This is a genomic window from Citrobacter sp. RHBSTW-00017, from assembly GCF_013797615.1.
In the GTDB taxonomy this organism is placed as follows: Bacteria; Pseudomonadota; Gammaproteobacteria; order Enterobacterales; family Enterobacteriaceae; genus Citrobacter; species Citrobacter braakii.
On record NZ_CP056899.1, the window covers coordinates 5000005 to 5026184 of the forward strand.

18 protein-coding genes, 3 tRNA genes and 3 rRNA genes are annotated in these 26180 nt (G+C 51.5%); 10 read left to right on the top strand and 14 right to left on the bottom strand.

Translation table 11 applies throughout. The features are described 5' to 3' along the window. Positions 1-30: 30 nt before the first annotated feature. Complete coding sequence (hdfR, locus tag HV037_RS24080) at positions 31-876, top strand: HTH-type transcriptional regulator HdfR (RefSeq protein ID WP_087121878.1); 846 nt, start codon at positions 31-33, stop codon at positions 874-876. Positions 877-976: 100 nt separating this feature from the next. Here the strand turns inward: hdfR and HV037_RS24085 are convergent. The 6 genes from HV037_RS24085 to HV037_RS24110 form a co-directional block, all read right to left on the bottom strand. Continuing rightward, positions 977-1052: transfer RNA gene (locus tag HV037_RS24085), tRNA-Trp, on the bottom strand. A 52-nt stretch (positions 1053-1104) separates the two neighbouring features. Continuing rightward, positions 1105-1181 (bottom strand) — tRNA-Asp (locus HV037_RS24090). 55 nt (positions 1182-1236) lie between these two features. After that, positions 1237-1352 (bottom strand): 5S ribosomal RNA (gene rrf / locus HV037_RS24095). A 96-nt stretch (positions 1353-1448) separates the two neighbouring features. Beyond that, positions 1449-4355 (bottom strand): 23S ribosomal RNA (locus HV037_RS24100). A gap of 220 nt (positions 4356-4575) precedes the next feature. Next, positions 4576-4651, bottom strand: a tRNA-Glu gene (locus tag HV037_RS24105). Between the two features lie 85 nt (positions 4652-4736). Continuing rightward, positions 4737-6278 (bottom strand): 16S ribosomal RNA (locus HV037_RS24110). The 16S, 23S and 5S rRNA genes sit together here with 3 tRNA genes alongside, the layout of an rRNA operon. Positions 6279-6732: 454 nt before the next feature. On the opposite strand from HV037_RS24110, the gene HV037_RS24115 reads away from it, so the two are divergent. Beyond that, positions 6733-7437 carry a FadR/GntR family transcriptional regulator gene (locus HV037_RS24115; protein ID WP_016157828.1) on the top strand — a complete coding sequence of 235 codons (705 nt, stop codon included), beginning with the start codon at positions 6733-6735 and terminating at the stop codon, positions 7435-7437. Position 7438: 1 nt separating this feature from the next. Next, a complete protein-coding gene (gene mdtD, locus HV037_RS24120; RefSeq protein WP_016157827.1) occupies positions 7439-8866 on the top strand; it encodes a multidrug transporter subunit MdtD in 1428 nt (475 codons plus the stop codon). Here mdtD and rbsR read toward each other — a convergent pair. The 7 genes from rbsR to kup form a co-directional block, all read right to left on the bottom strand. Next, positions 8832-9824, bottom strand: coding sequence for a ribose operon transcriptional repressor RbsR (gene rbsR, locus HV037_RS24125; protein WP_016155093.1), 993 nt, complete (start codon positions 9822-9824; stop codon positions 8832-8834). The two genes, mdtD and rbsR, sit on opposite strands and share 35 nt — an antisense overlap. Positions 9825-9827: 3 nt before the next feature. Next, complete coding sequence (gene rbsK / locus HV037_RS24130; protein WP_049269514.1) at positions 9828-10757, bottom strand: ribokinase; 930 nt, start codon at positions 10755-10757, stop codon at positions 9828-9830. A 141-nt stretch (positions 10758-10898) separates the two neighbouring features. Next, complete coding sequence (rbsB, locus tag HV037_RS24135) at positions 10899-11789, bottom strand: ribose ABC transporter substrate-binding protein RbsB (RefSeq protein ID WP_003023760.1); 891 nt, start codon at positions 11787-11789, stop codon at positions 10899-10901. 24 nt (positions 11790-11813) lie between these two features. Then, positions 11814-12779 carry a ribose ABC transporter permease gene (gene rbsC, locus HV037_RS24140; protein ID WP_003023762.1) on the bottom strand — a complete coding sequence of 322 codons (966 nt, stop codon included), beginning with the start codon at positions 12777-12779 and terminating at the stop codon, positions 11814-11816. Between the two features lie 5 nt (positions 12780-12784). Beyond that, positions 12785-14290 (bottom strand): ribose ABC transporter ATP-binding protein RbsA, encoded by a 1506-nt coding sequence (gene rbsA / locus HV037_RS24145; RefSeq protein ID WP_016157825.1) that lies wholly within the window; start codon positions 14288-14290, stop codon positions 12785-12787. 7 nt (positions 14291-14297) lie between these two features. Next, positions 14298-14717, bottom strand: a complete 420-nt coding sequence (gene rbsD / locus HV037_RS24150) for a D-ribose pyranase (protein ID WP_016157824.1) — start codon at positions 14715-14717, stop codon at positions 14298-14300. Positions 14718-14909: 192 nt separating this feature from the next. Continuing rightward, a complete protein-coding gene (gene kup, locus HV037_RS24155) occupies positions 14910-16778 on the bottom strand; it encodes a low affinity potassium transporter Kup (protein ID WP_003023768.1) in 1869 nt (622 codons plus the stop codon). A 330-nt stretch (positions 16779-17108) separates the two neighbouring features. On the opposite strand from kup, the gene ravA reads away from it, so the two are divergent. After that, positions 17109-18605 (top strand): ATPase RavA, encoded by a 1497-nt coding sequence (ravA, locus tag HV037_RS24160; protein ID WP_016157823.1) that lies wholly within the window; start codon positions 17109-17111, stop codon positions 18603-18605. Then, complete coding sequence (viaA, locus tag HV037_RS24165; protein ID WP_103284409.1) at positions 18599-20050, top strand: ATPase RavA stimulator ViaA; 1452 nt, start codon at positions 18599-18601, stop codon at positions 20048-20050. Before ravA ends, viaA begins: the two co-directional genes overlap by 7 nt. A 3-nt stretch (positions 20051-20053) precedes the next feature. Here the strand turns inward: viaA and asnA are convergent, their stop codons facing one another. Then, positions 20054-21046, bottom strand: a complete 993-nt coding sequence (asnA, locus tag HV037_RS24170; protein ID WP_016155087.1) for an aspartate--ammonia ligase — start codon at positions 21044-21046, stop codon at positions 20054-20056. Between the two features lie 151 nt (positions 21047-21197). On the opposite strand from asnA, the gene asnC reads away from it, so the two are divergent. From asnC to atpI, 5 genes are all read left to right on the top strand, one after another. Further along, entirely contained in the window at positions 21198-21656 is a 459-nt protein-coding gene (asnC, locus tag HV037_RS24175; RefSeq protein ID WP_003023780.1) for a transcriptional regulator AsnC, read from the top strand. A gap of 88 nt (positions 21657-21744) precedes the next feature. After that, complete coding sequence (gene mioC, locus HV037_RS24180) at positions 21745-22194, top strand: FMN-binding protein MioC (protein WP_016155086.1); 450 nt, start codon at positions 21745-21747, stop codon at positions 22192-22194. 372 nt (positions 22195-22566) lie between these two features. Next, on the top strand, positions 22567-24456 hold the full coding sequence (mnmG, locus tag HV037_RS24185) for a tRNA uridine-5-carboxymethylaminomethyl(34) synthesis enzyme MnmG (protein WP_016155085.1): 1890 nt from the start codon (positions 22567-22569) through the stop codon (positions 24454-24456). 103 nt (positions 24457-24559) lie between these two features. Beyond that, entirely contained in the window at positions 24560-25183 is a 624-nt protein-coding gene (gene rsmG / locus HV037_RS24190) for a 16S rRNA (guanine(527)-N(7))-methyltransferase RsmG (protein WP_016155084.1), read from the top strand. A gap of 614 nt (positions 25184-25797) precedes the next feature. Further along, complete coding sequence (gene atpI / locus HV037_RS24195; protein ID WP_003023790.1) at positions 25798-26178, top strand: F0F1 ATP synthase subunit I; 381 nt, start codon at positions 25798-25800, stop codon at positions 26176-26178. The last annotated feature ends 2 nt before the right edge of the window (positions 26179-26180 follow it).

The following is a 26180-nucleotide window of genomic DNA, read 5'->3' on the forward strand; positions in this document are numbered from 1 at the left end:
AAGATTTAAATCATAACGACAAATAATTTTATGGAGCGAGTTGTGGATACGGAATTGTTAAAAACTTTCCTGGAAGTTAGCCGGACACGCCACTTTGGCAGGGCTGCTGAAGCGCTCTACCTGACCCAATCAGCGGTTAGTTTTCGGATCAGACAACTGGAAAATCAATTGGGTGTAAACCTGTTCACCCGACACAGAAACAATATCCGTTTAACCGCTGCAGGTGAAAAATTATTGCCTTACGCCGAAACGTTGATGAATACGTGGCAGGCAGCACGTAAGGAAGTCGCGAATACCTCGCGGCATAACGAGTTTTCTATCGGTGCCAGCGCATCTCTCTGGGAGTGCATGCTTAATGACTGGTTGAAGCGTTTGTATCAATCTCAGGAGCCACAATCCAGCCTGCAGTTTGAAGCGAGGATCGCTCAACGCCAATCGTTAGTAAAACAGCTTCATGAACGACAGCTTGATCTACTGATTACTACCGAAACACCCAAAATGGACGAATTTAGCAGCCAACTGTTGGGATATTTCACGCTGGCGCTCTATTGCAGCTCTCCTTCGCAAACCAAAGATGAGCTGAATTATTTACGCCTGGAATGGGGACCCGATTTTCAACAACACGAAGCGGGACTAATAGCGGGAGATGAAGTGCCGGTACTCACCACCAGTTCGGCAGAATTGGCCAGGCAGCAACTTTCAGTGATTAAGGGCTTTAGCTGGCTTCCCGTCAACTGGGCCAAAACCAAAAGCGATCTCCATACTGTTACCGACAGTACAACGCTTTCACGTCCTTTATATGCAGTTTGGCTGCAAAACAGCGATAAAAATGGACTAATTTGCGATCTGCTGAGAACAGATATTCTGGAAAATTAAAGAAAATATAGGCAAGGATGCCGGGAGTAAAACAGCAGGAAGGCATAATTCAAATTGCAGGTAAAAAAAAATCCTTAGCAAAAATGCTAAGGATTATTTCTGGCAGGGGCGGAGAGACTCGAACTCGCGACACCCGGTTTTGGAGACCGGTGCTCTACCAACTGAGCTACGCCCCTAAATTTTCTTATCATTAAGCCTGCTTGGTAGCAGGCTTAATTTTCTAATAAGTGGCGGAACGGACGGGACTCGAACCCGCGACCCCCTGCGTGACAGGCAGGTATTCTAACCAACTGAACTACCGCTCCACCGAATTTCTTTGTCACTACCCGGATTATTCATCCCGGTTTACTGCAATTTGATGCCTGGCAGTTCCCTACTCTCGCATGGGGAGACCCCACACTACCATCGGCGCTACGGCGTTTCACTTCTGAGTTCGGCATGGGGTCAGGTGGGACCACCGCGCTACAGCCGCCAGGCAAATTCTGTTTATCAACACGCTTTTCACATGTCGATGTCATCTGTAATCAAGCTGAATTTCGATGTCTCATCCGCCAAAACATCTTCGGCGTTGTAAGGTTAAGCCTCACGGTTCATTAGTATCGGTTAGCTCAACGTATCGCTACGCTTACACACCCGACCTATCAACGTCGTCGTCTTCAACGTTCCTTCAGGACCCTTAAAGGGTCAGGGAGAACTCATCTCGGGGCAAGTTTCGTGCTTAGATGCTTTCAGCACTTATCTCTTCCGCATTTAGCTACCGGGCAATGCCATTGGCATGACAACCCGAACACCAGTGATGCGTCCACTCCGGTCCTCTCGTACTAGGAGCAGCCCCCCTCAATTCTCCAGCGCCCACGGCAGATAGGGACCGAACTGTCTCACGACGTTCTAAACCCAGCTCGCGTACCACTTTAAATGGCGAACAGCCATACCCTTGGGACCTACTTCAGCCCCAGGATGTGATGAGCCGACATCGAGGTGCCAAACACCGCCGTCGATATGAACTCTTGGGCGGTATCAGCCTGTTATCCCCGGAGTACCTTTTATCCGTTGAGCGATGGCCCTTCCATTCAGAACCACCGGATCACTAAGACCTGCTTTCGCACCTGCTCGAGCCGTCACTCTCGCAGTCAAGCTAGCTTATGCCTTTGCACTAACCTCCTGATGTCCGACCAGGATTAGCTAACCTTCGTGCTCCTCCGTTACTCTTTAGGAGGAGACCGCCCCAGTCAAACTACCCACCAGACACTGTCCGCAACCCGGATCACGGGTCTACGTTAGAACACCAGCCATTAAAGGGTGGTATTTCAAGGTTGGCTCCATGCAGACTGGCGTCCACACTTCAAAGCCTCCCACCTATCCTACACATCAAGGACCAGTGTTCAGTGTCAAGCTATAGTAAAGGTTCACGGGGTCTTTCCGTCTTGCCGCGGGTACACTGCATCTTCACAGCGAGTTCAATTTCACTGAGTCTCGGGTGGAGACAGCCTGGCCATCATTACGCCATTCGTGCAGGTCGGAACTTACCCGACAAGGAATTTCGCTACCTTAGGACCGTTATAGTTACGGCCGCCGTTTACCGGGGCTTCGATCAAGAGCTTCTCCTTACGGATAACCCCATCAATTAACCTTCCGGCACCGGGCAGGCGTCACACCGTATACGTCCACTTTCGTGTTTGCACAGTGCTGTGTTTTTAATAAACAGTTGCAGCCAGCTGGTATCTTCGACTGATTTCAGCTCCATGAGTAAATCACTTCACCTACATATCAGCGTGCCTTCTCCCGAAGTTACGGCACCATTTTGCCTAGTTCCTTCACCCGAGTTCTCTCAAGCGCCTTGGTATTCTCTACCTGACCACCTGTGTCGGTTTGGGGTACGATTTTGTGTTACCTGATGCTTAGAGGCTTTTCCTGGAAGCAGGGCATTTGTTACTTCAGCACCGTAGTGCCTCGTCATCACACCTCAGCGTTAACAAGACTCCGGATTTACCTGGAATCTCCGCCTACATGCTTAAACCGGGACAACCGTCGCCCGGCTAACATAGCCTTCTCCGTCCCCCCTTCGCAGTAACACCAAGTACAGGAATATTAACCTGTTTCCCATCGACTACGCCTTTCGGCCTCGCCTTAGGGGTCGACTCACCCTGCCCCGATTAACGTTGGACAGGAACCCTTGGTCTTCCGGCGTGCGGGTTTTTCACCCGCATTATCGTTACTTATGTCAGCATTCGCACTTCTGATACCTCCAGCATGCCTCACAGCACACCTTCAACGGCTTACAGAACGCTCCCCTACCCAACAACACATAGTGTCGCTGCCGCAGCTTCGGTGCATGGTTTAGCCCCGTTACATCTTCCGCGCAGGCCGACTCGACCAGTGAGCTATTACGCTTTCTTTAAATGATGGCTGCTTCTAAGCCAACATCCTGGCTGTCTGTGCCTTCCCACATCGTTTCCCACTTAACCATGACTTTGGGACCTTAGCTGGCGGTCTGGGTTGTTTCCCTCTTCACGACGGACGTTAGCACCCGCCGTGTGTCTCCCGTGATAACATTCTTCGGTATTCGCAGTTTGCATCGGGTTGGTAAGTCGGGATGACCCCCTAGCCGAAACAGTGCTCTACCCCCGAAGATGAGTTCACGAGGCGCTACCTAAATAGCTTTCGGGGAGAACCAGCTATCTCCCGGTTTGATTGGCCTTTCACCCCCAGCCACAAGTCATCCGCTAATTTTTCAACATTAGTCGGTTCGGTCCTCCAGTTAGTGTTACCCAACCTTCAACCTGCCCATGGCTAGATCACCGGGTTTCGGGTCTATACCCTGCAACTTAACGCCCAGTTAAGACTCGGTTTCCCTTCGGCTCCCCTATTCGGTTAACCTTGCTACAGAATATAAGTCGCTGACCCATTATACAAAAGGTACGCAGTCACCCCATAAAGAGGCTCCCACTGCTTGTACGTACACGGTTTCAGGTTCTTTTTCACTCCCCTCGCCGGGGTTCTTTTCGCCTTTCCCTCACGGTACTGGTTCACTATCGGTCAGTCAGGAGTATTTAGCCTTGGAGGATGGTCCCCCCATATTCAGACAGGATACCACGTGTCCCGCCCTACTCTTCGAGTTCACAACACATGCACTTTTGTGTACGGGGCTGTCACCCTGTATCGCCGGACTTTCCAGACCGTTCCACTACCACACATGCTGATTCAGACTCTGGGCTGCTCCCCGTTCGCTCGCCGCTACTGGGGGAATCTCGGTTGATTTCTTTTCCTCGGGGTACTTAGATGTTTCAGTTCCCCCGGTTCGCTTCATTACGCTATGTATTCACGTAATGATAGTGTGACGAATCACACTGGGTTTCCCCATTCGGAAATCGCCGGTTATAACGGTTCATATCACCTTACCGACGCTTATCGCAGATTAGCACGTCCTTCATCGCCTCTGACTGCCAGGGCATCCACCGTGTACGCTTAGTCGCTTAACCTCACAACCCGAAGATGTTTCGTAAAACACTTCAGTGTTGCGAAAATTTGAGAGACTCGGACACACCGCTTTTCATTTCTTGTTTACGGAGAAATGAAACAGTGTTTCGTTTCAATTTTCAGCTTGATCCAGATTTTTAAAGAGCAAATATCTCAAACGAGACTCGAAAGTCTGTTTTGAGATACTTCGGTCGGCGACTTTCACTCACACATACCAGCAAGTGGCGTCCCCTAGGGGATTCGAACCCCTGTTACCGCCGTGAAAGGGCGGTGTCCTGGGCCTCTAGACGAAGGGGACACTGAAGTCTCAATCGCAAGACGCCTTGCTATTTACTTTTCATCAGACAATCTGTGTGAGCACTACAAAGAACGTTTCTTTAAGGTAAGGAGGTGATCCAACCGCAGGTTCCCCTACGGTTACCTTGTTACGACTTCACCCCAGTCATGAATCACAAAGTGGTAAGCGCCCTCCCGAAGGTTAAGCTACCTACTTCTTTTGCAACCCACTCCCATGGTGTGACGGGCGGTGTGTACAAGGCCCGGGAACGTATTCACCGTGGCATTCTGATCCACGATTACTAGCGATTCCGACTTCATGGAGTCGAGTTGCAGACTCCAATCCGGACTACGACATACTTTATGAGGTCCGCTTGCTCTCGCGAGGTCGCTTCTCTTTGTATATGCCATTGTAGCACGTGTGTAGCCCTACTCGTAAGGGCCATGATGACTTGACGTCATCCCCACCTTCCTCCAGTTTATCACTGGCAGTCTCCTTTGAGTTCCCGGCCGGACCGCTGGCAACAAAGGATAAGGGTTGCGCTCGTTGCGGGACTTAACCCAACATTTCACAACACGAGCTGACGACAGCCATGCAGCACCTGTCTCAGAGTTCCCGAAGGCACGTTCGCATCTCTGCAAACTTCTCTGGATGTCAAGAGTAGGTAAGGTTCTTCGCGTTGCATCGAATTAAACCACATGCTCCACCGCTTGTGCGGGCCCCCGTCAATTCATTTGAGTTTTAACCTTGCGGCCGTACTCCCCAGGCGGTCGACTTAACGCGTTAGCTCCGGAAGCCACGCCTCAAGGGCACAACCTCCAAGTCGACATCGTTTACGGCGTGGACTACCAGGGTATCTAATCCTGTTTGCTCCCCACGCTTTCGCACCTGAGCGTCAGTCTTTGTCCAGGGGGCCGCCTTCGCCACCGGTATTCCTCCAGATCTCTACGCATTTCACCGCTACACCTGGAATTCTACCCCCCTCTACAAGACTCTAGCCTGCCAGTTTCGGATGCAGTTCCCAGGTTGAGCCCGGGGATTTCACATCCGACTTGACAGACCGCCTGCGTGCGCTTTACGCCCAGTAATTCCGATTAACGCTTGCACCCTCCGTATTACCGCGGCTGCTGGCACGGAGTTAGCCGGTGCTTCTTCTGCGAGTAACGTCAATTGCTGCGGTTATTAACCTCAACACCTTCCTCCTCGCTGAAAGTACTTTACAACCCGAAGGCCTTCTTCATACACGCGGCATGGCTGCATCAGGCTTGCGCCCATTGTGCAATATTCCCCACTGCTGCCTCCCGTAGGAGTCTGGACCGTGTCTCAGTTCCAGTGTGGCTGGTCATCCTCTCAGACCAGCTAGGGATCGTCGCCTAGGTGAGCCGTTACCCCACCTACTAGCTAATCCCATCTGGGCACATCCGATGGCAAGAGGCCCGAAGGTCCCCCTCTTTGGTCTTGCGACGTTATGCGGTATTAGCTACCGTTTCCAGTAGTTATCCCCCTCCATCGGGCAGTTTCCCAGACATTACTCACCCGTCCGCCACTCGTCACCCAAGGAGCAAGCTCCTCTGTGCTACCGTTCGACTTGCATGTGTTAGGCCTGCCGCCAGCGTTCAATCTGAGCCATGATCAAACTCTTCAATTTAAGTTTGATGCTCGTGAATTAAACTTCGTAATGAATTACGTGTTCACTCAGAGACTTGGTATTCATTTTTCGTCTTGCGACGTTAAGAATCCGTATCTTCGAGTGCCCACACAGATTGTCTGATAAATTGTTAAAGAGCAGTGCCGCTTCGCTTTTTCTCAGCGGCGCGGGGTGTGCATATTACGCCATCCCGCTGGAGAGTCAAGCGTTTATTTTCGCTTTTCTCCGCTGACCCGGCGGTTTGTAATCCGTTGTTCCGTGTCAGTGGAGGCGCATTATAGGGAGTTATTTCAGGCTGACAAGGGGAAATTTAAAATAACTTTCCGAGTGCGTGTTTTTTCAGCAAAACCACCATTAACATGCCATAAAATAAGCAAATTGCCGCTTTTGCAGCCGCAATAACGCTTCCAGGTGGCATACTAATGAATAGGAAATAAAGTAAGGAAAACCATTCATGCCGTTAAATGCCCAACAGCTAGCCGCACAGAAAAACCTGTCCTACGTTCTGGCCGAAAAGCTGGCTCAGCGAATATTAAAAGGTGAATACGCACCGGGCGCTATATTGCCTGGCGAAATAGAGCTGGGCGATCAGTTTGGCGTGAGTCGTACCGCGGTAAGAGAAGCGGTAAAGACGTTAACGGCAAAAGGTATGGTATTACCGCGCCCGCGTATTGGTACACGCGTCATGCCGCAGGCAAACTGGAACTTCCTCGACCAGGAGCTGCTCACCTGGTGGATGACAGAAGATAATTTCTCTCAGGTCATTAAACATTTTCTGGTGATGCGTATCAGCCTGGAGCCTCAGGCGTGTTTACTAGCGGCGACTATAGGTACGGCAGAACAGAAAGCGCATCTCAACACGCTGATGGAAGAAATGGTCGAGCTGAAAAGAAACTTCAGACGCGAGCGTTGGATTGAGGTTGATATAGCCTGGCATGAACACATCTATGAAATGAGTGCGAACCCGTTCCTTATCTCCTTCGCATCACTCTTCCATTCCGTTTACCAGACCTACTTTACCTCTATTACCTATAACGACGTGGTCAAGCTGGATTTACACCAGGCCATTGTCGACGCAATAGATGAGAGCGATGGCGATCGCGCCTTCGCTGCCTGTCAGGCATTGCTGATAGCACCGAACGTGCTACCGGATAAATAATATGTCAGAAAAGAAATCACGCAGTATGGCCGGGCTACCGTGGATAGCAGCCATGGCCTTTTTTATGCAGGCACTAGACGCCACGATCCTCAATACCGCCTTACCCGCAATAGCACACAGCCTTAACCGCTCTCCGCTCGCCATGCAGTCAGCCATTATCAGTTACACCCTGACGGTCGCGATGCTGATCCCGGTGAGTGGATGGCTGGCAGACAGGTTTGGTACCCGGCGCGTCTTTATGATAGCTGTTAGCCTGTTTACGCTGGGTTCGCTGGCCTGTGCGCTGTCCAGCTCCCTAAGCGAACTGGTGATTTTCCGCATCATTCAGGGCATTGGCGGCGCTATGATGATGCCCGTTGCCCGTCTGGCATTATTGCGTGCTTACCCCCGCAGCGAACTGCTTCCCGTGCTTAACTTCGTAACCATGCCTGGACTTGTGGGGCCGATTTTAGGTCCGGTATTGGGCGGTGTACTGGTCACGTGGGCCAGTTGGCACTGGATCTTCCTGATTAATATTCCAATTGGGGTTGCCGGTATCTTCTATGCCCGCAAATATATGCCGAACTTCACCACGCCGCGCCGCGGTTTTGATATGACCGGTTTCTTTCTGTTTGGTTTGAGCCTGGTGTTGTTTTCCAGCGGGGTAGAGCTGTTCGGTGAGAAGCTTGTCGAGACCTGGATAGCGCTCAGCATTATTCTTGCCAGCATTCTGTTACTGCTCGCCTACATTCGCCACGCGCGTCGTCACCCAACGCCGCTAATATCGCTTCCTATATTTAAGACCCGAACTTTTTCCGTCGGGATCGCCGGAAACCTTGCCACTCGTCTGGGTACAGGGTGCGTGCCCTTCTTAATGCCGCTGATGTTGCAGGTAGGCTTTGGATACCCGGCGCTGATAGCCGGTTGCATGATGGCGCCAACGGCGCTGGGATCAATACTGGCGAAATCAATGGTGACGCAGGTGCTGCGCCGGCTCGGCTACAGAACCACACTGGTGGGTGTTACGGTATTTATCGGCCTGATGATTGCGCAGTTCGCATTGCAATCTCCCGCCATGCCGGTCTGGATGTTGATCCTGCCGTTGTTCATTTTGGGTATGGCGATGTCCACCCAGTTTACCTCCATGAATACCATCACTCTGGCGGACCTGACCGATGAAAATGCCAGCAGCGGCAACAGTGTGCTGGCCGTTACTCAGCAGTTATCAATCAGTTTAGGGGTCGCCATCAGCGCTGCCGTTCTGCGTATCTATGAAGGTATGGAAGGAACCAATACGGTCGAGCAGTTCCACTACACCTTTATGACGATGGGCGCTATCACGGTAGTGTCTGCGCTGATGTTCATGCTGCTAAAAGCAAAAGATGGACGTAATCTGATTAAAGAGCGACATAATCCTAAACCGACCCCCGCTCCATCAAAACAGGAGTAAGTTGCAGGCGCTGTTGCTGTAATGCGGGCTGCGCCATCCGGTGGATTAATACATCGATGGCCAGTTCGCCCAGTTCATCTTTTGGTTGATGGATGGTCGTCAGCGGCGGCGTCATATAGCGCGCCAGCTCGATATCATCATAACCCACCACCGCCATATCCTGCGGAATGCGCAATCCCGATTGGTACAGTGCCTGATACGCGCCAACCGCCATGGCATCATTGCCGGTAAAAACGGCCTGCGGTCGCTGTTTATGCGACAGCAACGTTTGCATAGCTTCAAAGCCGCCGCCGAACTCAAAGTCACCGGTAATCTCGTAACCTTCCGGGACCGGCAGCCCCGCCCGCTTCATTGCCGCCCGATATCCTTCCAGACGTAAACGCGCCGGGGTTTTATCCAGCGGCCCGGTGATGCAGGCAATGCGCGTAAAACCTTTTTCGATAAGATGTTGAGTGGCTAAATCCCCGCCCAACAGGGAGTTATCCTGGATCAGATCGCTTTCACCATCAAAAGGCGACCAGTCCATCATGACGGTCGGTATAGAAGGATAGCGTTGCATGATCTCCCTGGAAGGTTGATGTGTTTCCGTACAGAGCAGCAGCAAGCCGTCCACCCGTTTTTGCATTAACGTTTCCAGATTACGGTTCATGCGCTGTTCATCACCTTCAGTGTTGCACAGCACCAGGCTGTAGCCGCGTTCAAAACAACTACGTTCAACGCCGCGCACCAGCTCGGAATAAAAGGGGTTGGTACTGGCAGTGATTAACATGCCAATAGTGTGGGTCTGGTTTAACTTGAGACTACGCGCCAGCGCTGAGGGCGCGTAGTTAAGCTCTTTAATCGCCGCTTCAACTTTGTCAGTGACAGACTCACTGACAAAGCGATCTTTATTAATGACGTGAGAAACCGTCGACGTGGAAACCCCCGCCAGGCGGGCGACGTCCTTCATTGTAGCCAAGCGTTACCTCTGTTGACTTAAAAACGCTTCTATTTCTTCGCGCCATGGAACGGAAGGCTGTGCGCCCTTACGGGTGACCGCAATCGCCGCAGCGGCATGTGCAAATCGGATCGCTTCAGGCAGCGGAGTCTCTTCCAGTAACGCTGTAATTAACGCGCCGTTAAAGGTATCCCCAGCAGCGATGGTATCAACGGCGTCCACTTTAAACCCTGGCACACGCTGACCTTCACCATTTACGCTGGCCCACACCCCGCGACTGCCTAAGGTAATCAGTACAGTATGGATCCCCTTCGCGTGCAATGCCTGCGCAGCTTTGGCCGCGTCTTCATCGTTTTCAACCCGGATCCCCGTGAGCTTTTCAGCCTCGGTTTCATTCGGGGTAATAATATCCACCAGCGCCAGCAGTTCGTCAGAAAGTTCACGTGCCGGGGCCGGGTTAAGGGCTACCGTGGTCTTATTTTGATGTGCAATCTTTGCCGCAGCCAGTACGCTTTCGATCGGCGACTCTAACTGCATCAGTAAGGCAGACGCCTGGGCAATACGCTCATGCTGAGCTTCCACCAGCGCAGGCGAAAGTGCCGCGTTCGCACCAGCATGAATGCCGATGACGTTCTCACCTTCACCATTCACAAAAATCAACGCCACACCGGTCGACTCCCCCGAAATTACGCTAATCGGCCCAATATCGATATTATCTTTAGCTAACTGTTTACGAACACTTTCGCCAATATCATCATCACCCGTACAGGCAATAAATGCGATATTCGCGCCACTACGCCCCGCTGCAACAGCCTGATTCGCGCCTTTACCACCAAATGCGACCTGATAATGGTTACCGGTTACGGTTTCACCAGGTGTCGGGAAAGAGTTAAGGTTGAGGATGTGATCGGCATTGATACTGCCAAGAACAACGAGGTTGCCTGCGGTTTTCATATTTGGTGTTCCAAGTCAAAGTGCGCCACCGGATTAGGGTGGCGCGTGCCCTGCTTTTCTTTTTACGCCTTCATCCCCAAAACCCGATACGGGGATGGCGTCTTTATGTCTCCATCAGGCCGCGAGCGACCTGAATCGGTATTACTGCTTGATGACCAGCTTCAGGTCAACCGGATATTTAGCCTGAACCTTCTCGCCTTTCAGTACTTTATCCGCAGTCTCAACGCCTTTCGCGCCGATCTGATCCGGCAGCTGAGCAATGGTCGCAGCCAGTTTGCCATCATTTACTGCTTTTTCGCCATCTGGAGTACCGTCAAATCCAACCACCATCACATCAGATTTACCCGCAGTTTGCAGTGCGCGCAGCGCACCCAACGCCATTTCATCGTTCTGGGCAAATACGGCCTGCACGTCAGGATGCGCGGTAAGCAGGTTCTGCATGACGTTCAGACCTTTGGTGCGGTCGAAGTCGGCCGGCTGGCTGGCCAGTACGTTAAATTTGTGTGCCGCAACAGCCTGCTGGAAACCTTCGCCACGCTCACGCGCCGCTGAAGTACCGGCAATACCCTGCAGTTCGATAACTTTCGCGCCTTCACCCGCTTTCTTCGCGATGTAATCGCCCGCAATCTTGCCGCCCAGCACGTTATCAGATGCAATATGGCTTACCACTTCGCCTTTGGACGCAACGCGGTCCAGGGTGATAACCGGAATTTTCGCCTGGTTAGCCATCTTCACAGCGTTACCAACAGCATCGGAGTCTGTCGGGTTAATCAGCAGAATTTTAGTTCCACGAACCGTTAAATCCTGAACGTTAGCCAGCTCTTTCGCCGGGTTGTTCTGTGAGTCCAGAATCACCAGGTTGTAGCCCAGCTTATCGGCCTCTTTTTGCGCCCCGTCCTTCAAAGAAACAAAGAACGGATTGTTAAGGGTGGAGACCACCAGCGCAATGGTATCTTTCGCCATCGCATTCGCGCTCACGGTGGCGCTCAGCGCAACAGCAGAAACCAGGGTAGCCAGTTTTTTCATGTTCATATTTAAGATGTCCTGTAATCGTTGTTACTGCTTTTTGTTGTCTACCAGTACCGCCAGCAAAATCACCACCGCTTTGACGATCATCTGGTAATAGGAGGATACACCTAACAAATTCAAACCATTATTGAGGAAACCAAGAATCAATGCGCCGATCAGCGTCCCAACAATACGTCCTTTACCACCCGCCAGGCTGGTACCACCTAACACCACCGCGGCGATAGCATCCAGCTCATAGCCAGTACCTGCCGTCGGTTGCGCCGAGGAGAGGCGCGCTACTTCAATGATGCCCGCCAGCGATGCCAGCAGACCACACAGGGAATAAACGATAATTTTGATTTTACTTACGCTGATACCGGACAGGCGCGTTGCCGCTTCGTTACCGCCCAGCGCATAGATATAACGACCCAGACGAGTGTGGTGCAGCATGTACCACGCCGCGAGGAAGACAATCCCCATAATCCACACAGGCGTAGGGACGCCTAACGGACGACCAATACCAAACCAGCCAAACAGATCGGCATTGTCAGTAAACCCGGTATTAACCGGACTGCCGTTGGTGTATACCATGGTTACACCACGCAGCAGCAGCATCATCACCAGGGTCGCGATAAACGCCTGTACCCGGCCTTTCGCGACAATCACCCCGGTTACCGCGCCAATAGCAGCACCGAGCGCCAGGGCCGCAGCGACAGCCACCAGCGCATTGACTTCAATCCCTACAATGGAAGCCGCAACCGCACCGGTAAGCGCCAGCAAAGAACCGACAGACAGATCGATCCCCGACGTCAGGATAACCAGCGTCATGCCAACGGCCATGATGGCGTTCACCGACGTTTGCTGGAGAATGTTGAACAGGTTATTAACGGTAAAAAAGTTAGGGCTCATGGTGGAAACAATCGCGATCAGCACTAACAGAGCGATGAGCGACTTTTGCTCCAGAAGCCATGCTTTAGTGAAATAACGGCGACCAGAAACAGCCTGGGTAGTCATCTTTTTTACTCCTGATTCACGCGATTAAGCTTGCCCACAGCGGCAGCCATTAATACTTCCTGAGTGGCCTGCTCGCGAGTGAACTCACCGCCGAGATGCCCTTCATGCATAACGATAATTCGATCGCTCATGCCTAATACTTCTGGCATCTCAGAGGAGACCAGAATGATGCTCAGCCCATCGGCCTTAAACTGGTTGATAAGCTGATAGATTTCTTTCTTAGCCCCAACGTCAACGCCGCGCGTTGGTTCATCGAGGATCAGGACTTTTGGTCGGGTCATCAGACCGCGCGCAATCGCCACTTTCTGCTGATTACCACCAGAAAGCAGTCCGATAGCCTGTTCCATCGATGGCGTTTTAACATTGAACAGACGAATAAAATCACCTACCGCCTGCTGCTCGTCTTTATGTTTAAGGCTTCCACCAGCGCGACTGAAATAACGCAGCGCGGTGAGTGACATGTTCTCTTTTACCGACATGCCCAGCACTAAACCATCGCGTTTACGGTCTTCAGAAATATAGACGATGCCGTTAGCCAACCCATCCTGCGGCGAACGGGTGACCACTTCATGACCATCAAGCGTGACGTAACCGCTGGTGCGCGGCAATGCGCCGTACAACACTTTCATCAGCTCGGTACGTCCGGCCCCCATCAGCCCCGATACGCCAAGGATCTCGCCTTTACGCAGCGTGAATGAAACATCGTTTACGCCAGGGCCGCACAGGTTATCGACCTTAAGGCGAATATCACCCGGCGCTTTTTCCAGGCGCGGGTATTGATCTTCCAGCTTACGTCCCACCATCATTTCAATCAGCGAGTCTTCGGTAAGCGTTGCGACTTCACGCTCGGCAATAAACTGCCCATCGCGAAAAACTGTCACGTCGTCACAAATCTCGAAGATCTCTTTCATGCGGTGAGAAATATAGACAATGCCGCGTCCCTGGGATTTCAGTTCGCGAATGACGCGGAACAGGGATTCGGTTTCGGTATCGGTGAGCGCATCCGTCGGTTCATCCATAATGATGACCTTCGATTCAAAGCTCAGCACTTTGGCAATTTCAACCATCTGCTGATCGCCAATCGACAGTTCACCGACCAGTCTGTCGCTTTTAAAGCGCAGATTCAGTTTGGCAAGCAGCAGATCGGCTTCGGCGTACATCTTCTTCCAGTCAATTTTGCCAAAGCGATTAACGAACTCACGGCCAAGAAAAATGTTCTCGGCGATAGTGAGTTGCGGGATCAAATTCAGCTCCTGGTGGATGATACCGATTCCGGCTTCCTGGGAGGATTTAGGGCCGTTAAAGGTGGTCTCTTTTCCCAACCACAATAAAGAACCGGCATCACGGGTATAGATCCCGGTCAGCACTTTCATCATGGTGGATTTGCCCGCGCCGTTTTCGCCCACCAGCGCCATTACGCGGCCTGGGTAGACATTCAGCGCGGCGCCGGATAGCGCTTTTACGCCCGGGAACGCTTTATCGATCCCTTTGAGTTGCAGTAATGCGTTCATGATGGCCTCAGAACGTGACGCCAGCACAGAGAATGATATTCGCATACGGAGAACACTCTCCGCTGCGAATTACCGCCTGACTGTCTGCGGTTTGTTTTTTGAATTGTTCATGCGTGGTGTAACGAATTTCTATGGTGTTTCCCTGGTGTTGTTGCAGTTGCTCAATGTGGCTGAGCAACGTTTCGTGGAGTTGCGGATTATGTTGTTTAATTTCCGTCGCGAGAATGGCCGCCTCGACCTGCATTTCACGTGTCACCACATCCAGTACCTGCATAAAAGAAGGTACGCCCTGGGTTAATGCTATATCGATACGCGTTGTGCTATTCGGGATGGGTAAACCTGCATCACACACCACCAGCGTATCGGTATGCCCCAGACGGGAGATCACCGATGAAATTTCAGAGTTGAGTACCGTGCCTTTCTTCATTTTCTTTCCCCACTAGCGAAACGTTTCGCTGAAGATAAGTGTAGAGCGAAGAGTGGAGATAAAACCACCGCGAAGTTACGAAAATGTGATCGCCATCGAAACGTTTCGCAAGGATTATCATTCGATGAAATGAAAACTGGGAGGGACAAAACAAAACGCCCCCTTTCGCAATGAAAGAGGGCGTCGATGAGATTAAATCTCGACCTGAGTACCGAGCTCAATAACCCGGTTCGGTGGGATTTCAAACTGGTCCGGGGCGCGCAGCGCATTGCGTTGTAGTAGCAGATACAGCTTGCCACGCAGACGCAGATACCATGGTCGTTTTCCAACAATCAACGACTCGTGCGACATGAAGAACGAGGTTTCCATCATCCGACAGCTTAAGCCTTCCAGACCGCAGCGATGGAACACTTCTTCAACGTTCGGCGTTTCGCGCCAACCGTAGCTGGCCACCACGCGCCAGAAGGTGGGCGATAACTGCTCAATCTGCACCCTACGCACGTTGTGAACATATGGTGCATCTTCCGTGCGCAGCGTCAGCAGAATAACGCGTTCATGCAGCACCTTGTTATGTTTGAGGTTATGCAGTAGCGCAAACGGGATGACGTTCAATGCACGAGACATGTACACCGCCGTTCCCGGCACGCGTACCGGTGGTGATTTCTCCAGAGAGGCAATCATCGCCTCCAGAGAGTTGCCGTGCTCATGCATGCGACGCAGCAGACGGAAACGCTCGCTTTTCCAGGTGGTCATGATGGTGAACATCACCAGACCCAGCGTCAGAGGCAGCCAACCGCCGGAAATCAGTTTATCGAGGTTCGCGGAGAACAGCGGAACATCGACGCACAAGAACGCCACCAGGATCAGGAAGACGAAGTATTTATTCCAGTGCCAGTTTTTGCGCGCCACGGTGGTCGACAGAATTGAGGTCAGCACCATCGTCCCCGTCACCGCAATCCCGTACGCCGCAGCCAGATTACTGGAGTGTTCAAAGCTCACAATCACAATAACCACTGCAAAATAGAGCATCCAGTTAACGAAAGGAATGTAGATCTGGCCCGATTCCATTTCCGAGGTATGGATGATACGCATCGGCGATAAATACCCCAGACGCACGGCCTGACGCGTCAGTGAGAAGACGCCGGAGATAACCGCCTGTGAAGCGATAACCGTTGCCAGCGCGGCGAGGATCAGGAGCGGTATCAACGCCCAGTCCGGTGCCAGCAGGAAGAACGGGTTTTTAATCGCTTCAGGATGCTTTAACAGCAACGCCCCCTGACCAAAATAGTTCAGTACCAGCGAAGGCAATACCACGGAGAACCATGCCAGGCGAATCGGCAACTTACCGAAGTGGCCCATATCCGCATACAGCGCTTCAACACCGGTAATCGACAACACCACCGCACCCAGCGCAATAAAGGACAACGTTTTGAATTCGAGGAAGAAATGCACCGCCCAATACGGATTGAGCGCCTGCAGCACTTCCGGATTGCCAATAATACTGCGCACGCCTAACACTGCCAGCGTCAGGAACCACAACAGCATAATCGGCGCAAACAGCTTACCGACCATGCCGGTACCGTGTTTTTGAATCAAAAACAGCAGGGTCAGTACGATTATCGAGAGCGGAACAATCCAGGTATCCAGTTGCGGGGCAATGATCTCCAGACCTTCAATCGCCGACATCACCGAGATAGCAGGCGTTATCACCACTTCTCCATAGAAGAAGCTGCCGCCAATCAACCCCATAATCACCAGCATGGAGGTTGTTCGTGCTGAAGTATTACGCCCGGCCAATGACATCAGCGTCAGGATCCCGCCTTCTCCGGCGTTATCCGCGCGCATGACAAACGTCAGGTATTTAATGGAGACAACAAAGATCAGCAGCCAGAAAATCAGCGAGAGAAAGCCAAATACGGCATCACGTTCAACGCCAAAACCAAACTGGCCGGACAAACATTCACGAAGCGTATAAAGTGGGCTGGTACCAATATCACCGTAGACAACCCCAATGGCCGCAAGGGTAATCGCAGACAATGATTGTTTATTATCAGTGCTCATAGACTCGTCTTTCGTTTATACACATCATCTTTCAAGCTACCTCCGCGTGAGCTGCATTCGTTATTCCCCCCATCCCAGAAGAAAACTCCATTGCCGCCTTGGTGCAGCTTGATTGATTTGGTGTATATATAAGAAATGTGTGCGTCGTCCCTTGGCCCACAAAAAGGCGCACAGTATGCACGATTAATCGCAAAATCGTACCCCTAAATGAGACCAGATTAATCTGGCTCAAAGAAAAATAAGCGCACCTTCAGTCTATTACTGCACTGGTGTGAAGCATCTATACTCGCTGTTTATGCAGTACATTTGGCGAAAGGACGCCACTTCATTATGGCTCACCCACATTTATTAGCGGAAAGAATTTCCCGTCTGAGCAATGCGCTGGAAAAGGGACTTTATGAACGTAGCCACGCCATTCGTCTGTGTCTGCTGGCTGCACTTAGCGGCGAGAGCGTTTTCTTATTAGGTCCTCCCGGGATCGCTAAAAGCTTAATTGCCCGCAGACTGAAATTTGCCTTTCAAAATGCTCGCGCCTTCGAATATCTGATGACGCGCTTCTCTACGCCGGAAGAGGTTTTCGGCCCGCTGTCCATTCAGGCGTTAAAAGACGAAGGTCGCTATGAACGCTTAACGGCAGGCTATCTCCCTGAAGCTGAAATCGTCTTTCTCGATGAAATCTGGAAGGCGGGACCGGCGATTCTTAACACCCTGCTGACCGCCATCAACGAACGCCACTTCCGCAACGGCGCGCATGAAGAGAAAATCCCGATGCGCCTGCTGGTGGCAGCCTCCAACGAACTGCCTGAAGCAGACAGCAGCCTGGAAGCGCTGTATGACCGTATGCTGATTCGTCTTTGGCTGGATAAAGTCCAGGACAAGGCCAACTTCCGCTCGATGCTGTTAAGTCAGCAGGATGAAAGCGACAATCCGGTCCCGGCATCGTTACAGGTAACGGATGAAGAGTATTACCAGTGGCAAAAGGACATTGGCGCCATCACGCTTCCCGATCGCGTGTTTGAGCTTATTTTCATGCTGCGCCAGCAACTGGACACGCTACCGAATGCCCCCTACGTGTCCGATCGTCGCTGGAAAAAAGCCATTCGCTTGCTCCAGGCCAGCGCCTTCTTTAGCGGACGTGATGCGGTAGTTCCCATCGACCTGATCCTGCTGAAAGATTGCCTGTGGTACGACGCACAAAGCCTGAATCTGATGCAGCAGCAGCTGGAAATATTGATGACCGGACACGCATGGCAACAGCAAGCCATGCTGACCCGTCTGGGCAGTATTGTGCAGCGCCGCATTCAGCTCCAGCAGCAGCAAAGCGATAAAACAGCATTCACCGTGATCCGTCAGGGCGGCATGTTCAGCCGTCGTCCTCATTATGATTTACCGCCGGAGGCCACGTCTTCCGTCGTGACATTACTACTGCAAAAACCCTTAAAGCTGCATGATATGGAAGTAATCCATATTGCTTTCGAACGTAGTGCGCTGGAACTGTGGTTAACCAAAGGCGGTGAGATCCGCGGAAAATTAAACGGCATCGGTTTTGCCCAGACGCTGAACATGGAAGTGGATAGCGCGCAGCACCTGGTTGTACGCGACATCAGCTTACAAGGCTCTCGCCTGGCATTGCCCGGTACATCACAAGAGAGTATGCCCGCTGAAATAAAACAGGAGCTTGAAGCGCTCGATAACGAGTGGCATCAGCAGCACAGCGCATTTAGCGAGCAGCAAAAATGTCTGTTTATTCATAGCGACTGGTTAGGCCGCATTGAGGCCAGTCTGCAGGATGTCGGGGCACAAATCCGCCAGGCGCAACAATGCTGACCCTTGATACGCTCAACATCATGCTGGCAGTCAGTGAAGAAGCGATGATCGAAGATATGATCGTCGCCCTGCTGGCTTCTCCAAAGATGGTGGTATTTTTTAACAAATTCCCTCGCCTTAAAAAAGCGATCACTGACGATATTCCCCGCTGGCGTGAATCTTTGCGTAGCCGCCTCAAAGATACCCATGTACCGCCGGAGTTAGCGGAAGAGGTTATATGCTATCAACAAAGCCAGCTCCTCTCTCATGCGCAGTTTATCGTCCAGCTACCGCAAATATTGTCGCTATTGCACCACCTCCATTCGCCATGGGCCGGACAAGCGCAGCAGTTGGTCAATGACAACAGCGCGTTTACGCCTGCCCTACATACGCTTTTTCTCCAGCGCTGGCGCCTGAGCCTGGTGGTGCAAACCACAACGCTGAATCAGCAACTGCTGGAAGAAGAGCGCGAGCATTTGCTCAGTGAAGTACAGGAACGGATGACCCTTAGCGGGCAACTGGAACCCGTACTGGCAGAAAATGACAACGCCGCAGGCCGGTTGTGGGATATGAGCGCAGGTCAAATCAAGCGCGGTGATTATCAGTTGATGGTGAAATATGGCGAATTCCTGACGCAACAACCTGAACTCCAGCGTCTGGCTGAGCAGTTAGGCCGTTCCAGAGAAGCGAAATCCGTACCGCGTAAAGATGCGCCAATGGAAACCTTCCGCACCCTGGTGCGCGAACCGGCAACCGTCCCGGAGCAAGTAGATGGCATCCAGCAAAGCGACGATATCCTGCGCCTGCTGCCGCCGGAACTGGCCACGCTGGGCATTACCGAACTGGAATACGAGTTCTACCGACGACTGGTGGAAAAGCAGTTGTTGACCTATCGCCTGCACGGCGAAGCATGGCGTGAGAAAGTCACGGAACGCCCCGTGGTGCATCAGGGTTTTGACGAGCAACCGCGCGGACCTTTTATCGTCTGCGTTGATACTTCGGGATCGATGGGCGGCTTTAATGAGCAGTGTGCGAAAGCCTTTTGCCTGGCGCTAATGCGCGTCGCCCTTGCCGATAACCGACGCTGTTTCATCATGCTGTTTTCAACAGAAGTAGTGCGCTATGAGCTATCCGGCCCGGAGGGCATCGAACAGGCGATCCGTTTTTTAAGTCAGCGCTTTCGCGGCGGTACCGATATTGCCAGCTGTTTTCGCGCCATTACTGAGCGCATGCAGGGTCGGGAATGGTTTGATGCTGATGCGGTGGTGATCTCAGATTTTATCGCTCAGCGATTGCCCGATGAGGTTGTCAGCAAAGTGGGGGAATTACAGCGGGTGCACCAACACCGTTTTCACGCGGTGGCGATGTCAGCACATGGTAAACCCGGTATCATGCGCATTTTCGATCATATCTGGCGCTTTGATACCGGGATGCGAAGCCGCCTGCTCAGACGCTGGCGGCGTTAATTCTTACAACAGAGAGGCGACGCTTTCACGTACCTGTGCCGGCCATACGCCACACTGAACCTGACCAATGTGTGGTAATTGCAGCAACAGCATGGTCAGACGCGACTGCCCAATTCCTCCACCAATCGTCTGTGGCATTTCACCGCGCAGCAGCGCCTGGTGCCATTCCAGACTCAGACGATCTTCATCTCCGGTCAGAGACAGCTGATGTTTCAGAGCGTCAGCATCCACACGGATCCCCATAGAAGACAGCTCAAACGCATCCTCCAGTACCGGGTTCCAGACCAGAATATCACCGTTCAGACCGGCGTGACCCAGCTCGGACGCTGAACTCCAGTCATCATAATCCGGCGCACGTACATCATGGCGGTGACCGTCGCTGAGCTTGCCGCCGATCCCCACCAGGAATACCGCGCCCAGCTCTTTAGCGATCGCACGTTCACGACCTTTTGCGTCAAGACCAGGATAACGAGATAACAGTTCCTGGCTATGAACAAAGTGGATCTGCTCTGGCAGGAACGGTGCCAGACCAAACTCTTTGCTCACCGCAGCTTCGGTAGCCTTAATTCCCGCCCAGATAGCCTCTACCGTGCTTTTCAGAGTGGAGAATTGACGCTCGCCGTCGCCCATCACGCGCTCCCAGTCCCACTGGTCAACATACACTGAGTGCAGCGGGGAAAGGCGGTCTTCATCAGGACGCAGGGCCTTCATATGCGTGTACAGCCCTTCGCCTGCGCTAAAGTCATGTTGTCCTAATGTTTGACGCTTCCACTTCGCCAGTGAATGAACCACTTCGAATTGAGCGTCTGGCAATGCTTTAACCTTCACCTGCACCGCTTTTTCACAGCCCGACAAGTTATCTTGCGTGCCATCTCCTACGCGGCTGAGGATCGGAGCCTGAACTTCGATCAGACCTAAACGCTCTTCCAGCTGACGAGAAAAATGAGATTTTACGAAGCTAATTTGACGTTGTTTGGCAATGTAAGCGGTTTTCATTATGTGTACTCCTGTGTCCTGTTGCCTATGATTAAGCAACAGAATGTAGGTAATATTCAATAATCAACAAACAAAAAGCCGTCTTCGATTTTGATTCGTTAAAATTAACGTCTAAAATAGAGGGAATCATTAATCTACATAAGAAAAACCTATGGAAAATTATCAGATCGACAATCTGGACCGCGGCATTCTTGACGCCCTGATGGAAAATGCCCGAACGGCCTATGCCGAATTAGCCAAACAGTTCGGCGTTAGCCCGGGGACAATTCACGTTCGCGTAGAGAAGATGAAGCAGGCCGGGATTATTACCGGCGCGCGGATTGATGTTAGTCCCAAACAGTTAGGCTATGACGTCGGTTGCTTTATCGGCATCATCCTGAAAAGTGCGAAAGACTATCCGTCAGCGTTGGCCAGACTGGAAAGCCTCGATGAGGTGACCGAAGCGTATTACACCACCGGGCACTACAGCATCTTTATAAAGGTGATGTGCAAGTCGATCGACGCGTTACAGCAGGTACTTATCAACAAGATCCAAACAATTGATGAAATTCAGTCCACGGAGACCCTGATCGTCCTGCAAAACCCGATCATGCGTACCATCAAGCCATGATCGCTTTTTTTAATCCCCTATTTTTCCACAGGTAGATCCCAGCTCGCTCACAGCGTACAATACGCCCTCTTTATAAAGGTGGGCGATCATGGCAGAAATCACTCTTATCAGCGGCAGCACGCTTGGCAGTGCGGAATATGTAGCAGAGCATCTGGCTGAAAAACTGGACGACGCGGGTTTTTCCAGCGAAATACTGCATGGGCCAATGCTTGAAGAGGTCCCGACTGATGGGATCTGGCTGATTATTAGCTCCACGCACGGTGCGGGAGACATTCCTGACAACCTGCAGCCTTTATATGATGCCTTATGCGAGCAAAAACCGGACCTTTCACAAGTGCACTTTGGTGCAATCGGGATCGGCAGTCGTGAATATGACACCTTTTGCGGCGCAATCGACAAGCTGGAAGCCGAACTGAAAGCCTGCGGCGCAAAACAGATCGGCGAAACGCTCAGGATCAACGTACTGGAACATGAAATTCCGGAAGATCCGGCTGAAATTTGGCTGGGATCCTGGCATCCATTGCTCAGAGATTTGTAAAGATCGTACTTTTTTATGTGGATAACTCTGGTTAAAAGCTTGGATTAACCGGTAGTTATCCCAAGAACAACCGTTGTTCAGTTTTTGAGTTGTGTATAACCCTTCATTCTGCTCCCAGCTTATACGGGCCAGGATCACCGATCATTCACAGCTAATGATCCTCAACAACCTGTTGATCTTATTCGAAGGATCGCCCTTATCCACAGAAAGTTGCGATCCTAATAAGAGATCACAATAAAACAGATCTCTAAATAAAAAGATCTTCTTTTTAATACCCAGGATCCCAGGGCTTTCTCGATCGACTAAAGTTGAGTAGAATCCACGGCCCGGGCTTCAATCCACTTTCACACCGCGTTATGCGAGGCAATTACCATGTTTTATCAGGATCCTTTTGACGTCATCATCATTGGCGGGGGTCATGCAGGCACCGAGGCCGCAATGGCCGCGGCGCGAATGGGTCAACAGACTCTGCTTTTGACACACAATATCGACACACTGGGACAGATGAGCTGCAACCCGGCGATCGGCGGTATTGGAAAGGGACACCTGGTAAAAGAAGTGGATGCGCTTGGTGGGTTGATGGCAAAAGCGATCGACCATGCAGGTATCCAGTTTAGGATACTAAACGCCAGCAAAGGGCCAGCCGTTCGTGCTACCCGAGCTCAGGCCGACCGTGTGCTCTATCGCCAGGCTGTACGCACCGCACTCGAGAATCAACCCAATCTGATGATCTTCCAACAGGCGGTTGAAGATCTGATTGTTGAAAATGATCGTGTTGTGGGTGCAGTGACCCAAATGGGACTGAAGTTCCGTGCCAAAGCGGTTGTATTAACCGTAGGGACTTTTCTTGACGGCAAAATTCATATTGGTCTGGACAACTACAGCGGCGGCCGTGCTGGCGATCCGCCGTCTATCCCGCTGTCACGCCGTCTGCGTGAACTGCCTTTGCGCGTCAGCCGCCTGAAAACCGGTACGCCGCCGCGTATCGATGCACGCACTATTGATTTCAGCGTGCTCGGCCAGCAAAACAGCGATAACCCGATGCCGGTCTTCTCATTCCTGGGCGATGCTTCTCAACATCCGCGTCAGATGCCGTGTTACATCACGCATACCAATGAGAGAACCCATGACGTGATCCGCAATAACCTCGATCGTAGCCCGATGTACGCAGGCGTGATCGAAGGTATCGGTCCGCGCTACTGCCCGTCGATCGAAGACAAAGTGATGCGCTTTGCCGATCGTAATCAGCATCAGATCTTCCTCGAACCGGAAGGACTGACGTCTAACGAAATTTATCCGAATGGTATCTCCACCAGCTTGCCGTTCGATGTGCAGATGCAAATTGTCCGCTCCATGCAGGGTATGGAAAATGCCAGAATCGTCCGTCCTGGCTACGCGATTGAGTATGATTTCTTCGATCCGCGCGACCTGAAACCCACTCTGGAAAGTAAATTCATCCAGGGTCTGTTCTTTGCGGGCCAGATTAACGGTACTACCGGTTACGAAGAAGCTGCTGCGCAAGGGATGTTGGCGGGTCTGAACGCCGCACGCTTGTCTGCTGAGAAAGACGGTTGGGCACCGCGTCGCGATCAGGCTTATCTTGGTGTACTGGTGGACGATCTGTGTACGCTTGGCACCAAAGAACCGTACCGTATGTTCACCTCACGCGCAGAATACCGTTTGATGCTGCGCGAAGATAACGCCGACCTGCGTCTGACCGAAATTGGTCGTGAACTGGGTCTGGTGGACGACGAGCGCTGGGCTCGTTTCAACGAGAAGCTGGAGCGTATCGAACAGGAACGTCAGCGTCTCAAATCAACCTGGGTAAATCCGTTAGCGGAATCTGCAGCAGAAGTGAATGCTCACCTGGCTACGCCTTTGTCACGTGAAGCCAGCGGTGAAGATCTCCTGCGCCGCCCGGATATGACCTATGCTCAGTTGACCTCTTTATCTGCGTTTGCACCAGCGCTCGACGATGCTCAGGCCGCGGAACAGGTTGAGATTCAGGTGAAATACGAAGGGTATATCGCCCGTCAGCAGGAAGAAATCGAAAGACAACAGCGTAATGAGAACACCCTGTTGCCTGCAACGCTGGATTATCGTCAGGTCTCAGGCTTGTCGAATGAAGTTATCGCCAAGCTGAACGATCACAAACCGGTATCGATCGGCCAGGCATCGCGTATTTCTGGCGTAACGCCTGCCGCCATTTCCATTCTGCTGGTATGGTTGAAGAAACAAGGTATGCTGCGCCGCAGCGCTTGATAACACTATTTTGGCGGCGGGCGCTTCGCCTGCCCGCCCTACAAATTTGTAGTCCCGATAAGCTATAGCGCATCGGGAAATTGATTATGAACAGGTAACGACCGTGCTCAACAAACTCTCTCGTCTGCTGGCTGATGCTGGTATTTCTCTTACCGATCACCAGAAAAATCAGCTGATTGCGTATGTCGATATGCTGCACAAATGGAACAAAGCGTACAACTTGACGTCGGTACGGGATCCCAACGAAATGCTGGTGCGCCATATTCTGGACAGTATTGTCGTCGCGCCGTATCTGAAGGGGGAGCGTTTTATTGACGTGGGTACGGGACCGGGCCTGCCGGGTATTCCTCTCTCTATCGTGCGCCCAGAAGCGCATTTCACACTGCTGGATAGTCTGGGAAAACGCGTCCGTTTCTTGCGTCAGGTGCAGCATGAGCTTGCGCTTACTAACATCACTCCTGTGCAAAGTCGCGTTGAAGAATTCCCTTCAGAGCCGCCGTTCGATGGGGTCATTAGCCGTGCGTTCGCGTCGCTTACTGATATGGTGAGTTGGTGCCATCATTTGCCTGGACTGGATGGGCGTTTTTATGCGCTAAAAGGGCAGTTGCCTGAAGATGAAATTGCTTCGTTGCCTGCAGAATTCAGTGTCGAGTCGGTCGAAAAATTACGCGTTCCGCAACTGGATGGTGAACGTCATCTGGTGGTTATTAAGCCAAACAAAATTTAATTTTTATCAAAAAAAATAGAAAAAAAACGGCTATTCAGGTGTTAAAAGTCATAGGGAATAGTGTGGTTAAATGTCGTTACAATTCACTAGCGCCTTACGGTTTTGCATCATAACTATAACGTACCGTTTTTTGTTAAAAGCGAAACAAGTCAGCTGTGAAAATATCAGTCTGCTAAAAATAGAACGTAAGAACCACCCGTTGTGTTAATTTTTTATTATAAATGTCAATGCGTGGTTTTTTTGTTGTTAGCTGTTGTTTTTGAAATAGTGGCTATTTTTACGCTTAAATATCAAAAAGATGAAAAGGCATCATTTGCCACGTAAATAAATTATGCGAAGGTGAATATGTTCAATATGTGATCTGGTGCACGCTTTGCCGCCAGTATTTACGCGGCATTTGCAGTTTTGCATGATCGTTCACAGTTTGCTTAAAAGTGATAAATGTGGGGTAGCGAAAAATATTTAAACATTTATTCACTTTTTAGCTACTTATTGTTTGAAATCACGAAGGCGCACCGTATAATTTGACCGCTTTTTGATGCTTGACTCTAAGCCATAAAGAACGTTTTATACGACACGCGGCATACCTCGAAGGGAGCAGGAGTAAAAACGTGATGTCTATGTCGCTCTTGAGTCGAAACGTTGCTCGTAAGCTTTTGCTCACACAGTTTCTGGCGGTAATAGCAAGTGGATTGCTGTTTAGCCTCAAAGACCCTTTCTGGGGCATCTCCGCATTGTGCGGTGGATTGGCAGTGTTACTGCCTAATGTGTTGTTTATGATATTTGCCTGGCGTCACCAGGCGCATACACCAGCTAAAGGCCGAGTAGCCTGGACGTTCGCCTTCGGCGAAGCCTTCAAGGTGTTAGCTATGCTGGTTTTGCTGGTGGTGGCGTTGGCTGTTTTGAAAGCGGTATTCATGCCGCTGATCGTTACGTGGGTTTTGGTGCTGGTGGTTCAGATACTGGCGCCGGCTGTAATTAACAACAAAGGGTAAAG

Bases quoted from the DNA above. Each gene is read 5' to 3' on its own strand.
- asnA (WP_016155087.1), bottom strand. From the start codon at position 21,046: ATGAAAACCGCTTACATTGCCAAACAACGTCAAATTAGCTTCGTAAAA.
- asnC (WP_003023780.1), top strand. From the start codon at position 21,198: ATGGAAAATTATCAGATCGACAATCTGGACCGCGGCATTCTTGACGCC.
- ravA (WP_016157823.1), top strand. From the start codon at position 17,109: ATGGCTCACCCACATTTATTAGCGGAAAGAATTTCCCGTCTGAGCAAT.
- viaA (WP_103284409.1), top strand. From the start codon at position 18,599: ATGCTGACCCTTGATACGCTCAACATCATGCTGGCAGTCAGTGAAGAA.
- mnmG (WP_016155085.1), top strand. From the start codon at position 22,567: ATGTTTTATCAGGATCCTTTTGACGTCATCATCATTGGCGGGGGTCAT.
- mdtD (WP_016157827.1), top strand. From the start codon at position 7,439: ATGTCAGAAAAGAAATCACGCAGTATGGCCGGGCTACCGTGGATAGCA.
- rbsB (WP_003023760.1), bottom strand. From the start codon at position 11,789: ATGAACATGAAAAAACTGGCTACCCTGGTTTCTGCTGTTGCGCTGAGC.
- rbsK (WP_049269514.1), bottom strand. From the start codon at position 10,757: ATGAAAACCGCAGGCAACCTCGTTGTTCTTGGCAGTATCAATGCCGAT.
- atpI (WP_003023790.1), top strand. From the start codon at position 25,798: ATGTCTATGTCGCTCTTGAGTCGAAACGTTGCTCGTAAGCTTTTGCTC.
- rbsC (WP_003023762.1), bottom strand. From the start codon at position 12,779: ATGACTACCCAGGCTGTTTCTGGTCGCCGTTATTTCACTAAAGCATGG.
- mioC (WP_016155086.1), top strand. From the start codon at position 21,745: ATGGCAGAAATCACTCTTATCAGCGGCAGCACGCTTGGCAGTGCGGAA.
- rbsA (WP_016157825.1), bottom strand. From the start codon at position 14,290: ATGAACGCATTACTGCAACTCAAAGGGATCGATAAAGCGTTCCCGGGC.
- HV037_RS24115 (WP_016157828.1), top strand. From the start codon at position 6,733: ATGCCGTTAAATGCCCAACAGCTAGCCGCACAGAAAAACCTGTCCTAC.
- rbsD (WP_016157824.1), bottom strand. From the start codon at position 14,717: ATGAAGAAAGGCACGGTACTCAACTCTGAAATTTCATCGGTGATCTCC.
- hdfR (WP_087121878.1), top strand. From the start codon at position 31: ATGGAGCGAGTTGTGGATACGGAATTGTTAAAAACTTTCCTGGAAGTT.
- kup (WP_003023768.1), bottom strand. From the start codon at position 16,778: ATGAGCACTGATAATAAACAATCATTGTCTGCGATTACCCTTGCGGCC.